Genomic DNA, 14,630 nt, shown 5'->3' on the forward strand with positions numbered 1-14,630 from the left:
TGGTGTTGATCCCAGGGATACAAGGGGAGCCCACTTATGAATGTCATTGCAGCAAAAGCTGTGGCACTTGGAGAAGCACTACAACCAGATTTTGTGACCTATATAGAAAGAGTTCTTGACAATGCCAAGGTATTTGCAGAATCGCTGATTATATGGAGCGAGTATTTGGACTATTATTATTTGATGTGCAGCAAGCGATGAATACATATTTTAGAATCTCATGTATTGGGACAGGTTGCCTGAGTTTGAGGAAATGGAACTTGCCAAGTACATTGGATCAGCTATCAAAGCCGGGAAGAAAAACGACTATTCGGCTATTTTAATTATTGGTCAGCGCAGGAAGACAACGCAGATGTACGTGATCGATGGCAATATCTATAAACTGCTGCCGGATGATTTGTTCCAAGTCGCAATTGATAAGTTAAAGCCTTATCTTTAGATAAGCCGGACTTTGAAGTCCCAGATAGTTTATGTGGGGTTGTTCAATTGAGTCAGTCTGTGAAAAGTTTATAATTTTGTGATCGTAGTTCGTTGTTTTGAGGGTCAGGCAGTTTAGACTATGGATTGATAATGAACTGCAAGAGATAATATTGATTTCAAGCATAAGAGTTATATCATAAAATACCAACTTCAATGTAAACTTGAACCTGAAACCCTGTCATAATAATCTGAGTACTGGCGCATTCTGGGGATTTTTGTTTTAAGGGAGGAATTAAATTGTTAAATGATAATGAAAGAAAAGGAATATTTAAAGCCATTTTTGAAAGGAGAGATATTCGATCATTTAATGGAAAACCCATATCCAAAGATAAGTTAAACAACATATTAATGGCTGGTCATCATGCACCTTCCGTTGGTTTTATGCAACCTTGGGATTTTATTGTAATTGACTCTCAAGAAGTTAAAGAACGATTGGCGTATGCATGTCATAAAGAAATACAGGCCTTGTCCATACACTATGAAGATGAAAAAAAGACAAGATTTCTCTCGTTAAAATTAGAGGGTATAAGGGAAGCACCTATAACGATCTGTATTACATGTGATCCAACTAGAGGTGGGGGACATGTAATTGGGCGAAATTCTATTCCTGAAACAGATATTCTATCCGTCGCCTGTTGTATCCAAAATATGTGGTTGGCGTCTTATGCAGAAGGAATAGCTATGGGATGGGTGAGTTTTTACAAGAAAACAGACGTACGGGAAATACTAAATATTCCACCACATATTGATCCTATTGCTTTGGTTTCATTAGGTTATACGGATTTTTATCCTACAAAACCAATCCTAGAGCAAGTGAATTGGGAGAGACGTCGTAATCTAAATAATCTAATACACCATAATTCTTGGGAATGATTGAAATATAAGTTAATTTCCCTTTTTGGATATGATGCTCACAGAAACGATTGTTTCATAAGCATCATTAAGCAAGGACAAATGAAAAAGATAAATTTATTCGAGATTACAAAATTATGCGAACTTTGAGTTACTTATCTGCAGATTAGAGAATCCAGATATATCCCAGAAAAAAATGAAAGCTTTTTGTTTATTGCAGCTCCCATAGGTCGTAAAGGAAAAAGCCGACGTTTAACTCAGCGATCCATTGAAAAACTAATTGAAAAGTATGCTTCAGCTTTTGGAAAACCAGCATTAATCGTGCATTCTCTAAGACATTCATTTGCAACGCGTTACCACTTAGAGAGCAATGATGTGCCTAGATTGAAGAACCAATTAGGACATTCCTCAATACAAACAATCATGATCTATACACATTTAACAGATGAAGAAATGTGAAATACGGTTAATAATATGGATAAGTAATGTAGGGCTCGTCAAATAAGTGACACAAAGTTTCCTACTTAGTTTGATAATAAAAAAATCACCTCATTCGCTTGGAGAAAAAAACTAAGTTACTCAAAATTCCGATTAAACTGCTTAAGTAAGGAACTTTGTGTCAATGTACAAATGTACAACAACACGCTAAAGCCAAGCTGTTATACGGTTTTCTTTATACATGTTCACAAAACCCGTATTTTGTACATATGTAAATATAGATAATGTAGACTTCTGTTGTACATTGACACAAAGTTACCTACTAAAATTACTTCTTTATTCATTGGTGCAGGAATTAAAATGTCATGATATGTACGCATATATTTCCTTCCAGAACCGTTCACCAACACATTTAATTATGTCCAATCGGTTTTTAACCTATTCCTATACCAAACGTTCAACCTTACTTGTTTCTGAAGCAATGGTGGATTCTGAATAACATGCCTCAATCGCCAAATGATGTGGCTGATCAATTATGGGAGCTGTTAAAAAGGAATCAAGTCATAAATTAAAACGTAAGAATTAAGCCTCTATTGCCTCCTCCCGCGAAAAAACGGCACCAAAACGGTGTCGTTTTCATTTCAAAACTTGAATCAGCGATGATGCAACAATCTGAATCATGGATTACTAGATTTCACACTTAAAAGTAGCGAATTTCCTTGTATTGCGCATTACAAAAATTGACATTCTACATGAAAATTAGTAGTATAATTAGAAACATTTATGCTATAAAAGTGCCTTTCTCATCCCCCTCTTTTTAAATTCCTGATACTACCTAATTTTAAGGAGTGAAATGCTATGTACGCACGAACGCTAAAAGCGAATACAAGGAATGTAGTCAGCAACTATTGCAAATGGATTGCAGTTGGTATGATTTTAACTTTCACGGGATGCCCGCTTGCATCCGCCGCTCCTTCACCCTCATCCTCTAGTAAAACTAGTGACCCCGCCTCCTCTCTAGTCACATTTCAATTGCAAGAGGCTACGATTGCTCAAATGCAGGAAGCGATGAAGTCAGGAGCACTGTCAAGTGTCGAGCTCACCGCCCTGTACCTTAACCGGGTATATGCCTATGATTCTAGTGGCATTCGACTGAATTCCATCCCTGTTCTGAACCCCGACGTACTAAAAGAAGCTGCTCAGGCTGATCAACTAAGGGCACAAGGTATTAAGACCGGGCCTCTGCAAGGCATCCCCTACACGGTTAAAGACAGTTACAAGGTTAAGGGACTCACTGTCGCTTCTGGATCTCCGGCTTTCAAAAACTTGATGGCAAAGGAGGATGCCTTTACAGTAGAGAAGATACGTAAATCCGGTGGGGTGCTCATTGGTAAAACCAACATGCCACCAATGGCAGCAGGGGGAATGCAAAGAGGTGTTTATGGCCGTGCTGAAAGTCCGTACAATCCAAATTATTTGGCTGCAGCCTGGTACTCCGGCTCCTCAAACGGATCTGGTGTATCAACAGCCGCCAACCTCGCTGCCTTCGGCATGGGGGAAGAAACGGTATCCTCTGGAAGATCACCAGCATCGAACAATGGTTTAATTGCCTACACGCCATCGCGAGGGCTAATCTCCATTCGGGGGAATTGGCCGCTCTTCCCTATACGGGATGTCGTTGTGCCACATACGAGGACTATCGAGGACATGCTCCGCTTGCTTGACGTGATCGTTGTAGAAGATAAGATCACCAAGGGTGATTTCTGGCGAGAACAGAAAGCCGTTCGGCTCCCTTCTGTCAACAGTGTCCGTCCCAAATCCTATTTAGAACTACGAGATATTCAAGCTTTGCAAGGCAAACGCATTGGCGTTCCGAAAATCTATATCGGTAAGGACCATGAAACCTCAACTCCGATCAAATTCAGACCTTCGATACAGGCATTATGGGAAAAAGCTGTAAAGGATTTAACTGCTCTTGGAGCTGAGGTTGTGGAAGTTGACTTCCCCTTGCAGGCCAACAGCGAGAAGGACCGGGCAACAGCGAAAACACCTGAAGAACGTGGTTTAATGCCGGCAAAGTGGGCTGAAAAGGAATTCGGGCTGCTTAATCCCTATGCAGCTGAGGAATTCCTTAAAAGTGTGGACGATCCGAATTTCCCATCATGGGCTAATATAGACCCTGCAACCGTCTTCCCGAATCCACCCGGTTCGGTAGATGCCAAACGTGGCAGAGACCTTGGCCACTATGACGTATTTATTGAAACCATAAAGAAAGGCGTCACCCCTTACGAACAAATTCCTCAGTTTCAAGAAGGACTACGGGGGCTTGAAAATGTACGAAAGATTGATTTTGAAAATTGGATGAAGCAAAACAACCTTGATTTTATTGTATTTCCGGCAAATTCGAATATCGGTAAAGCTGACTCCGATGTGAATGAAACATCCTATGAGGAGGCTTGGGAGAATGGCAACTATTTCTCCAATACGAATTTTATTCTACGCGAGTACGGGATCCCAAGTGTGTCTGTGAGTATGGGCGCTATGAAGGATACCGGAATGCCCGTTAATCTGACAATGGCAGGTGCCGCATACAGCGATAACGACCTGCTTCGTTACGCTTATTCCTATGAGCAGGCTACCAAAAACCGTCCTATTGCAGCACGCACGCCAGCGCTTGAGGATGAAACCTTTTCCTATAACCCGCAAACTTCTCTCCCACCCTCTAAACGCAAGGAAACAGGAACCCCTGAACTTAAGTTGAATGCTTCAATCACGGATGATGTTCTCGCTTTGGAAGGTTCAGTCACAGATCAAAGCGATATCGCACAGCTTAAAGTTTATGTCAATGGCATTCGTGTCGTTATTACAGAAGATAAAACCAATTGGTCAGCAACGCTTCCAACTACTAAATATAAGCAGGATGGTGCCTACCAGGCCGATACGCTGCATATTCTCGTGCTGGCTAAAGATATTTACGGAAATACCTCTGCTCAAGTCAAGTCTGTCACTTTACCCCAATAACGTAGGACATCATAGAAATCACTTTTGGATTTTGTTGAATAAAAACACTTCCGTGTGTCTTCCTCTGCATGCACGCATAAATTAGATGATCATAAATAATCACACAGCAGCACAAGAGATTTAGATCGGATCAGCTATGTATAAATCATTGTGTTGATCGCAGCAAGGGAAACCATTGATAACTCCTAAAGGTTCCTGATTATTGTTACACATTAAATAATGTGTTTTTTCGATCACCAAATAAATAAGTTCTTAAATTATTCCCCCCAAAAATTAAAATCAGTTGATATTTTTGGGGAGTACTTTGTGTCATGGATAAAAGGACGACAGGATAATCGCCCTTTTATCCATGACAGGTTGCATTTAATACCGTCCATTATGACAGAGGCTATTACTTAGCGTATTTAGCCATTACAATATTTCGATATACCCTTCGGTTCCATGCACGCGAATTCGTTGCCCATCTTTTATCAGTTTGGTCGCATTCTCCACTCCGACAACGGCTGGCAAGCCATATTCACGTGCGATAACGGCTCCATGGGTCATCAGTCCACCCACCTCCGTAACCAAGCCTTTTATGGATAAAAACAATGGAGTCCAGCTAGGATCGGTAAAGGCGGTGACTAGTATATCGCCATCTTCCAGATCAGCCCCTTCTATATTCAGGATCACACGTGCCCGCCCCTCTACAATACCCGAAGAAACAGCGAGGCCTACAATAGCTTCGGCAGGGATATTTTCTCGTTTGTACTGACCCGTAATGATTTCGCCATCAGACGTGATAACACGTGGCGGAGTTAGTTTTTCATATAATCTGTACTCATCTTTTCGTTTGTCGATGACCTGGTAATCCAGTTTATTTGTGCGTATGGTTTCCTGCAATTCTTCAAAAGCCAGATAGTAAATATCTTCTTTTTCATGAAGAACGTTGGCTTGTACGAGTCGTTCCGCTTCCTTTAGTAAAGCCTGTTTATAAATAAAGTAGCGACTAACAATGTCGTATTTCGGATATTCACGATAACCGATGAAGTTCCGGATCAGGTCGATCATTTGTTTTGTCTCTTCGGCTTTTTGTTCACCACCCGGTAATTGTTTCAATCGGGCTAATAAGTCCTGTTCTTTGTTCAAAGCTTCCTGTCGCCCTTGCTCAAACTTTCGTTTACTGGCGCCAGGATCAAGGTTTTTAATGTTACTGAGGATCATAGGTACCAGTGTACTTGGTTTTTCACTCCAGCGTGTTCTTGTAATATCGATCTCCCCGGCACATCGCATTCCATATTTGTCGAGATAAACAGCAATAGCATCACGCACCTGCTGCCCACCTTCGAATTGAACCAGTTCATCCAAAAAGTTATCATCCTTTACCTGTTGTAAATACTCAATTATTTCCGGATAGGGACGAATCACATCTGCAACATCCAGTAGCTCCATACCCATTTCCGAAGTGACGTTGTTAGGTACAGATAGGGAAAGTGTGTCTGCTACGTTTTTTTCACCTAACCATTCATTCATTTTTTCATTGATCCATGCTGAAGCATGCATGGCGGCCATAATCACATTCAAATTTTTCAGTTCTGACGCTCGCTGCCTCCGTTGCTGCATATCTTCCAGGATACAATCAAATACATCCAATCCTGATTTCGTTTGGATATTATGTTTTAATGCTGATAACGATGTCTCACTACTCTTAATCAAAACAGCAACAATTTCCGGGTCGTTTCCTGCTTCTTCCAAAATATCCGCAGACGACATACCCTTATGGCTTTTAACGGGCCCCGGTTCGCTTGTGTCATATGGGTCCGATTTTATAAAATTTCCCCGCTCTATGATGGTAATAAGCGCGTCTTTTATGAGCGGATCGGAGTGCCCTAGAACATCCAATAAATTTTGCCTGCCAGCCGGTGAAGCCAGGCCCATCGTGATATCCACAAACAGCCTTCCGCCACCAGTTCTAAACATGGGCGTGGCACCTGTTAATATCCAAACAGATATCCCCAGTGGTTTAATAGGATCAGTCATCATTTGCTGATGACCGACAGATACATACACGTGATTCTCCTGGTCATTTGCTTCAGGAATGGGATATAAAGTGGTGATCGGCCGGCTCTGGACAATATAAAATGTATCATCAGCCAAACACCATTCGATGTCTTGGGGGCAGCCGAAGTGTTCTTCGATCTGTCTTCCAATGTGTGCCAGTTGTAAAATTTGTTGTTCCGTAAGGGTTTGAGTCCTTTGCTGATCGAGATCGATTTGTTGAGTCTCTGTTCCGCCTTCTCTTCGTCCATAGATAGCCAATTTTTTGGTTGCTATCCTCTTATCGACGATTTCCCCTTCCTGTACTTGATAACAATCGGCAGAGACTAAGCCAGAGACCAGTGCTTCTCCAAGTCCGAAACTGGCTTCGATAGAGAGCAGCTTTCGGTTGCAAGTGATGGGATCAGCGGTAAATAAAATCCCTGAAGCCTGTGGGAACACCATTCTTTGAACGATAACAGATAAATAAACTTGGCTGTGATCAAATCCATTCTGCATTCGGTAAATTACCGCGCGTTCCGTAAATAAAGAAGCCCAACATTTGCGGATATGCTCCAAGATGGATTCTTTGCCGATAATATTTAAATAAGTGTCTTGTTGACCAGCAAAAGAAGCATGCGGCAAATCCTCAGCGGTCGCACTAGAACGCACGGCATAAGCATATTCATCGCCAAACTGGGAGAGATAGTGAGCAACTGCTTTCACAACATCGGAAGGAATGGCTACTTCCATAATGGCCTGTCGAATCTTCTTGCTAATTCCATAAATTTGTTCTCGATCTTCTACTTTAAGCGTGGTTAGCCGATCCAACAAAGCATGAATCATTTCGTTTTGTTCGATGGCTTTTTGATATCCCACTGTTGTAACACAAAACCCTTCTGGCACTTGTATTCCTTCCATTTTGGTTAATGCCCCTAAGTGTAGCCCTTTTCCACCAACAAGCAAAAGCTGAGTGTTATCCATTTCTTGAAAATCGAGAACCAGTGAATTCATTCAACATCTCTCCTAACCATTAAATTGAGAAAAAAACATTTGACAAGAGTTTAGCGGCATGGTAAGATTTAATTGTAAGATGTGTTATTTATGTCTACTACATCTTTATAAAAGATAATCTGATTATATCATCGTGTCTGTTTTATATGCAATATAAAAGAACCTGATAAAACTATCCAGGTTCTTTTTTGATTTCCGCTATCACTTCTTAAAATAAAAAAAGCCGCGATTTCGCAGCAATGAATGGGATGAAATTCTTATTACCCGACAGGTGCTGCATGACATAGAATATTATCTCATTCCAAGTCGATCTACCTTACAACACCTGCTTTGCTCGATCAAACAAATTCCGATAGAAAACCTGTCCACGAGTAGACTTCTTCGAATTGTTGGATACGCTTCAAAATACGTTTGTTCCCTTTGCCAAATTTACTTTCACTTACGTTTGTTCTAGCTTTGCAAAAGCCGGTACAGCAGCGCCTCTCCCTTATTCTCAAACGTTCGCTGTGTTTCCAGAAATCCAGGCACCTCTAGCAGCCGAGAGGGTCTGTACCCGGGGCCACCACAGCCGCAGGAGTGGTAAGTGTATCCTTGTTGATATAGTAGCTCTACCTTTTTCCACTGTTTGATATCCGTTTGCTTCGGGGCCTGAAAATCATGACCCATGTCATGCATGGATGCCTGGCATTGCGGACAGACATGGACAATCCGTTCATATTCATCCTTCGGCATTTCAAACCGTGATGTCTGCTTATATACTTTCCTGCAGGTAAAGCAGGCAAAGATATCTTTATATGGGCCGCATATTGCATATCTACACATACGGTTACCCCCTTTATAATCTAGAATTGGTCTGGCATTTTTCACTTAAATCATAGAAATACAGTATTTTTTCAATTGACATGTATACAAGTCTGAAAACTCCTGTGAGAATTCCTCCAGTTTGGCCACCGCCTGACGGTAAATAACAATACTCACGAGCAAAAACGGAATGACAAAGGCCAGCTCGTTTCCGCCCATAAATTTTGCTGCAGTCTCGCATTTCTTACTCGCTCTTTCACCGATATATCCAACTCGTAGAACAGCCTCCATGACTCCCCCACTTCCTCAATATTCATACAAGTTAATTTAAGCTAGCCGCCTTATTTCTTGATATAATCAGCGAACTTCCGAAGAAAATCGAGCGAATGGATATCCTCTCTAAGATGATGATGAACCAGATCATCCATTTTGGTTGTTTCCTTATTCAGCATGTATTCAAGCATAGCTTGGTGCTCATGCCAGATGCCCATCAGCTTCCCTGTTTCCAGCATATGCAGCTTGCGATATCTGATATAGTGAACATTTGACTGCTGAATGAGCTGCCAAAGAAACTCCCGCCCCACCAATTGGAACATGGTTTGGTGGAACTGATCATCCAAACTGAGAAATTGATCCGTCGCATGATCTTCTTCGATCACAGCTCTCTGTCTGTCCAGAATATCGCTCAGCTCCTGCACATCGCTTAATGTAATTTGCGAAGAAAGCTCCTTCATAATCTCCTTTTCCAATGCGCTTCTTAAGTAAATAATTTGCTCAACGGACTCCAGATCAATATAGGACACAATGTTCCCCTTCTTGGGATAAATATCAATGTAGGACTCGAGCGCAAGCCACTTTAATACATCGCGTAGCGGAGTTCTGGACAGCTGGAAGCGTTCTGACAAAGTCGTCTCACTCAGTAGAGTACCCGGCTTTAAAGTCAGTGACAAAATATCATTTTTCAAAAGCTGCTTGATTTCTTCTTTCGTCAACATTTCATTCCTACCTTCACTTTATAAATCTAGAACTATTATAAAGCATTTTGAGGTGATAAATCCCTTTATAATTATCATTGACAAGAACAAACCCTATAATTTATGATCAACTCAATCTTGTATACAAGACAGACGAAATATAATCAGGGAGGTATCGTTATGAATATGACCTGGAGATGGTATGGAGAAGGCAACGACAATATTACGCTGGACCATATCCGGCAAATTCCTGGAGTTATGGGCATTGTCTGGTCTTTACATGATAAGGTAGCTGGTGAAGTATGGGAAATGGAGCGAATTCAGGAGGTAGCTGATCAGATTACGAGCAAGGGCTTTAGTTCGGCGGTCGTAGAAAGTGTAAATGTCCACGATGATATCAAAATCGGCCTACCATCCCGCGATCAATATATTGACATTTATATCGACACCATTCGAAAATTAGCCAAAGTGGGAGTTAAGGTGATTTGCTATAACTTTATGCCTGTCTTTGACTGGACCAGAACAGAGCTGTACAAGGAACTGCCTGACGGGTCCAATGCCCTCTTTTATGAAAAGGCTGCCATTACTGATGATCCCCGCCAAATGGTGGATCGGATTCTCAAGGGAGCTGGGAAGTTCACCATGCCTGGCTGGGAACCGGAACGGTTGGCGAGACTGGATGAACTTTTTGCTGCTTATGCGGATGTCACAGAAGACAAGTTGTTTGACAACCTAAAGTATTTTCTTGAGCGCATCATCCCGGTCTGCGAGGAGTCTGACATCAAGATGGCCATTCATCCTGATGATCCAGCATGGCCCATCTTCGGATTGCCGAGAATTGTCCGGAGTCGTGAGACCATCCGGCGCATCCTAGACGCAGTGAGCAGTCCATATAATGGTCTAACCTTCTGCACAGGCTCACTGGGAAGCAATCCTGAGAATGATTTGCCAGCCATGATTCGGGAGTTTCATGATCGTATTCATTTTGCGCATATTCGTAATGTCAAGGCGTTTGAGAATGGAGACTTTATTGAAGTGTCACATCGCGGGAAGGACGGAAGCGTCGATGTACCGGAAATAGTTAGAGCTTATCATGAGAACGGCTATCAGGGATATGTACGTCCAGATCACGGCAGACATCTATGGGGGGAAGAAAAGAATTGTCGGCCAGGCTATGGTTTGTATGACCGTGCACTGGGAGTTATGTACTTGCTTGGTGTCTGGGATAGTCTCTCTCAAGGCAAAGGAGTGAAATAAATGCTCCAACTTGACCGGAAAGGCCTTTTAGATAAGGCGGCCTGGGAAGCAGCAGGTATTGAATTGCCGAAATATGATCTGGAGCTTGTAGCCCATAACACCCGACTTCGACCGCAATGGGTGCATTTCGGAGCAGGCAATATTTTTCGAGGGTTGATAGCCAATGCGCAGCAACAACTACTGAATAACTTGAAAGCGGATACAGGTATTATTGCAGCCGAAGCCTTTGATTTTGAAATGATCGACAAAGCCTATAAGCCTTACGACAATTTAACCTTACTGGTGTTGATGAGTGCAGACGGAAGATTTCACAAGAGCGTGGTCGCAAGCATCATTGAGGAAATCGCGGCAGAGCAGAATCGTCCAGACGACTACCTCCGTCTGATTGAAATATTTGAGAATCCGTCCCTGCAGATGGCCAGCTTTACTGTCACGGAAAAAGGATACGCTCTGACCGGGCCCGACGGCAAGTATCTGGCTGTTGTAGAGAGGGATTTGATGAATGGCCCTGAACAACCAGCGCATGTGATGAGCATAGCTACTTCGCTTGCCTATCGGCGTTATCTAAAGGGGCGACTTCCAATGACTTTTGTGAGCATGGATAATTGCTCCCATAACGGCGATCTGTTAAAGGATAGTATGATTGCCATCGCCAAGGAGTGGACTCGCAGAGGCCTGGTAAAGGAAGGATTTGCAGACTATCTGCAGAATGAGGAGAAAATAACCTTCCCCCTGACCATGATCGACAAAATTACCCCCCGCCCTTCCTTGCAAGTACAGTCTGCTCTTCAGGAACTGGGGTTAGCCGACATGGAGTTAATCGTTACCTCCAGGCATACGTATACGGCTCCCTTTGTCAATGCTGAGGTTAGCGAGTATTTGGTCATTGAAGACAAGTTTACGAACGGGAGACCTGCACTGGAGGAAGCTGGCATCATCTTCACGAATCGGGATACGGTGGACAAAGTGGAGAAGATGAAAGTCACTACCTGTCTCAATCCGCTGCATACAGCGCTGGCCCTCGCTGGGTGTCTGCTTGGGTATGAGCTCATTGCAGATGAAATGAAGGATCAGACATTGCGTCGTCTGGTGGAAACCATCGGCTACAAGGAAGGTTTGCCTGTTGTAGTTGATCCCGGTATTATCCAACCGAAACCATTTATTGACGAGGTATTGCAGGAACGCTTCGCCAACCCCTATATTCCGGATACGCCACAGCGGATTGCAACAGATACCTCTCAAAAGATGAGCATCCGTTTTGGGGAAACCATAAAGTCTTATGCTAGCACAGCAGGGCTTGATCCTACGAACTTGACTGCTATTCCCTTGACCATTGCGATCTGGTGTCGCTATTTGCTGGGAGTGGATGATCAAGGAGAACCCTTCACACTCAGTCCGGACCCGTTACTGGATACGTTGCAGGGATATTTGCAGAATACGAAGCTGGGCGATCAGACCTCCGAGGTTCGCTGCCTCCTCGAGGATGACAAACTGTTCGGTGTCCGATTATATGAAATCGGTCTGGGCGACAAGATTGAAGCCATGTTTCATGAGATGCTGGCAGGTCCCGGAGCAGTCCGAAGCACGATAGAGAAGTATGTGAACTAGAACTTACTTAGAAGGTCACAATCACTTTGCCCTGGGAGTGGCCCGTCGACACTTTAATCAACGCCTTGTTAATGTCACCAAACGTATAAGCCGAGTCTATTGAGGGCTTTATATTTTTCTGTTCAACAAGTTTAGTGATATCTTGTAATTGACTTCCATTGGCTTGCACAAATAAAAAATGATATTCATTTTGATTCTTGCGTGCTAAAGAATCTAAGCGAGCACCCACCAGACCAAACAATGCTTTTTTCCACAGGGGAAAACGATTGTCAACCGCAAAGCGATAATTAGGTCCGGCTTTCAATGATACCAATTTCCCTTGTGGTTTTAAAATACCCAGTTCAGCTTTGATCTCTTTGGTCCCCAAGGTGTCGATCACATAATCGATATCGGACAGTATGTTAGCATAATTCTCTGCCTTATAATTTATGAACTGATCAGCCCCGATCGACAGTATACGTGATCTGCCTCTTTCACTTCCACTTGTAATAACAAATAACCCCAGTGATTTGGCAATGGGGATTGCCATAGCTCCAAATCCTCCGGTTCCTCCAGGAATGAATAGCTTTTTATTCGGCTGGACATGGAGTACATCGTGCAATGCTTGATAAGCAGTCAAGGCAGTAAGGGGTACAGCAGCAGCTTCAATAAAAGATAGATTTTCAGGCATGATGGATAAAGCATCTTCATTTACGGCCGCATACTCGGCAAAAGCACCGATTTTATTAAGCGGCAACCTCGTATAAACAGGGTCACCAACCTTAAAATTCAAAACATCATCACCAACAGCTTCAATAACCCCAGATAGTTCATTCCCTAAAGTTAATGGCAACTTATAGTCAGCAATCATCCGAACACTACCATTCAAATTTAGGATATCCAGTGGATTTACACCTGCTGCCTTTACTTTGACAAGCACCTCATGGTTGTTGATCTGTGGCATGTCAACATCATTTAACTCCACTTGGATTTTTTTTGAATATTTCTGTATTTGTGCTGCTCTCATATTCATCCTCTTCCTTTGCTAATTTGGAGATAGCATAACCATGAAACTATTGGCTAAAAACATGGCGTACAATTTACGGTTGTACGCCATGTTCCACTTTTTTGCTATTGTAGTCCCTCTTGCGATTCTAATTCTCGTATCGTCGGATAGTCCGTGTAACCTTTACTCCCCAGACCAAAAAATGTTGTCGGGTCTGCTTCGTTCAATGGCGCTCCTTTTTGAAGTCGTTCCACCAAATCTGGATTGGCTAATGACCACACACCAACGGGCACCATATCAGCAAGGCCACTATCTAAATCCGTGCTAAGATCTTCCAGAGCCCGTCCTGCACGATTGACTAACAATGGATTCGTCCATATTGAGCGAATGTCTTGGAGCAGCTTTTCATTTCCTAGATGCATGACATGAAGGTAAGCCAGATCCAATTGAGCTAATTCCTTTACAAGATAGCGATAAAGTTCAGGACCTTGTTCTCCGTCTTGGATCCCACCTAGAGGTGTCCCTGGCGAAATACGGAAGCCTGTTGCTTCTGCTCCAATTTCTTCGACGATGGCTTTTGTTAATTCGATCGCAAAGCGAGCACGATTTTCTATAGATCCCCCGTATTGATCTGTTCGTGTATTCGAGTTTTCTCCGATAAATTGATTAATCAGATAACCATTGGCTCCATGAATTTCAACGCCATCCGCACCTGCTTTAATAGCCGCTGCTGCTGCTTTCCGGAAATCTGCTATAGTCGTTTGAATGTCCTCTACACTTAACTCACGGGGAACGGGGATTTCCTGCATACCTTTAGCAGTAAACATCTCTACACCAGGCGCGATTGCAGATGGTGCAACAGGTTGGCGATGATGTGGTGTATTATCAGGATGCGACATACGACCAGCATGCATTAACTGAATATACATATATCCACCTGCTTCGTGCACTGCATCGGTAACCTTTTTCCATCCTTCAATATGTTTATCCGTATAAATCCCAGGTGTCCATAAGTACCCTTGACCATCATCAGAAGGTTGTGTACCCTCCGTAATAATGAGTCCCATTGATGCACGCTGAGCATAATAAAGAGGTGTTAGCTCTCCTGGTGTGCCATCTTCTTGCGATCTGCTACGTGTCATTGGTGCCATTGCTAAACGATGTGGCAGCTCCATTTTTCCAAT

General features: G+C 42.8%; 10 protein-coding genes and 2 pseudogenes. 6 read left to right on the forward strand and 6 right to left on the reverse strand.

Features of this window, described 5'->3' with window-relative positions; translation table 11 throughout:
• Positions 1–15: 15 nt before the first annotated feature.
• The 4 genes and pseudogenes from MKY75_RS12535 to MKY75_RS12550 all read left to right on the forward strand — a co-directional run.
• Positions 16–433 (forward strand): annotated as a pseudogene (locus MKY75_RS12535) (hypothetical protein); the annotation flags it as partial.
• 284 nt (positions 434–717) lie between these two features.
• The gene (gene bluB, locus MKY75_RS12540) at positions 718–1,353 is read left to right on the forward strand and encodes a 5,6-dimethylbenzimidazole synthase (protein ID WP_029515198.1); all 636 of its coding nucleotides are present in this window, start codon (positions 718–720) and stop codon (positions 1,351–1,353) included.
• Between the two features lie 135 nt (positions 1,354–1,488).
• Positions 1,489–1,791, forward strand: a pseudogene (locus MKY75_RS12545) (tyrosine-type recombinase/integrase); the annotation flags it as partial.
• Between the two features lie 837 nt (positions 1,792–2,628).
• The gene (locus MKY75_RS12550) at positions 2,629–4,791 is read left to right on the forward strand and encodes an amidase (RefSeq protein ID WP_340885529.1); all 2,163 of its coding nucleotides are present in this window, start codon (positions 2,629–2,631) and stop codon (positions 4,789–4,791) included.
• A gap of 411 nt (positions 4,792–5,202) precedes the next feature.
• Here MKY75_RS12550 and ppsA read toward each other — a convergent pair whose 3' ends face one another.
• The 4 genes from ppsA to MKY75_RS12570 all read right to left on the reverse strand — a co-directional run bounded on the left by ppsA (position 5,203) and on the right by MKY75_RS12570 (position 9,617).
• The gene (ppsA, locus tag MKY75_RS12555; RefSeq protein WP_340885531.1) at positions 5,203–7,821 is read right to left on the reverse strand and encodes a phosphoenolpyruvate synthase; all 2,619 of its coding nucleotides are present in this window, start codon (positions 7,819–7,821) and stop codon (positions 5,203–5,205) included.
• Between the two features lie 450 nt (positions 7,822–8,271).
• Positions 8,272–8,643 carry a hypothetical protein gene (locus tag MKY75_RS12560; RefSeq protein WP_165146457.1) on the reverse strand — a complete coding sequence of 124 codons (372 nt, stop codon included), beginning with the start codon at positions 8,641–8,643 and terminating at the stop codon, positions 8,272–8,274.
• Positions 8,644–8,688: 45 nt separating this feature from the next.
• On the reverse strand, positions 8,689–8,913 hold the full coding sequence (locus tag MKY75_RS12565; protein WP_165146460.1) for a hypothetical protein: 225 nt from the start codon (positions 8,911–8,913) through the stop codon (positions 8,689–8,691).
• A 50-nt stretch (positions 8,914–8,963) separates the two neighbouring features.
• Complete coding sequence (locus tag MKY75_RS12570; protein WP_029515188.1) at positions 8,964–9,617, reverse strand: GntR family transcriptional regulator; 654 nt, start codon at positions 9,615–9,617, stop codon at positions 8,964–8,966.
• 159 nt (positions 9,618–9,776) lie between these two features.
• Here MKY75_RS12570 and uxuA point away from each other — a divergent pair, with 159 nt between their 5' ends.
• Both uxuA and MKY75_RS12580 read left to right on the forward strand, forming a co-directional pair.
• Positions 9,777–10,853, forward strand: coding sequence for a mannonate dehydratase (uxuA, locus tag MKY75_RS12575; protein ID WP_165146463.1), 1,077 nt, complete (start codon positions 9,777–9,779; stop codon positions 10,851–10,853).
• A complete protein-coding gene (locus MKY75_RS12580) occupies positions 10,854–12,461 on the forward strand; it encodes a mannitol dehydrogenase family protein (RefSeq protein WP_340885532.1) in 1,608 nt (535 codons plus the stop codon). It abuts the gene before it with no gap.
• A 7-nt stretch (positions 12,462–12,468) separates the two neighbouring features.
• On the opposite strand, the gene MKY75_RS12585 is transcribed toward MKY75_RS12580, so the two are convergent.
• Entirely contained in the window at positions 12,469–13,467 is a 999-nt protein-coding gene (locus MKY75_RS12585) for an NADP-dependent oxidoreductase (RefSeq protein ID WP_165146469.1), read from the reverse strand.
• Positions 13,468–13,571: 104 nt separating this feature from the next.
• On the reverse strand, positions 13,572–14,621 hold the full coding sequence (locus MKY75_RS12590; RefSeq protein ID WP_340885534.1) for an alkene reductase: 1,050 nt from the start codon (positions 14,619–14,621) through the stop codon (positions 13,572–13,574).
• Between the last annotated feature and the right edge of the window lie 9 nt (positions 14,622–14,630).

This window comes from Paenibacillus sp. FSL L8-0663, assembly GCF_038008125.1.
Lineage (GTDB): Bacteria > Bacillota > Bacilli > Paenibacillales > Paenibacillaceae > Paenibacillus > Paenibacillus polymyxa_D.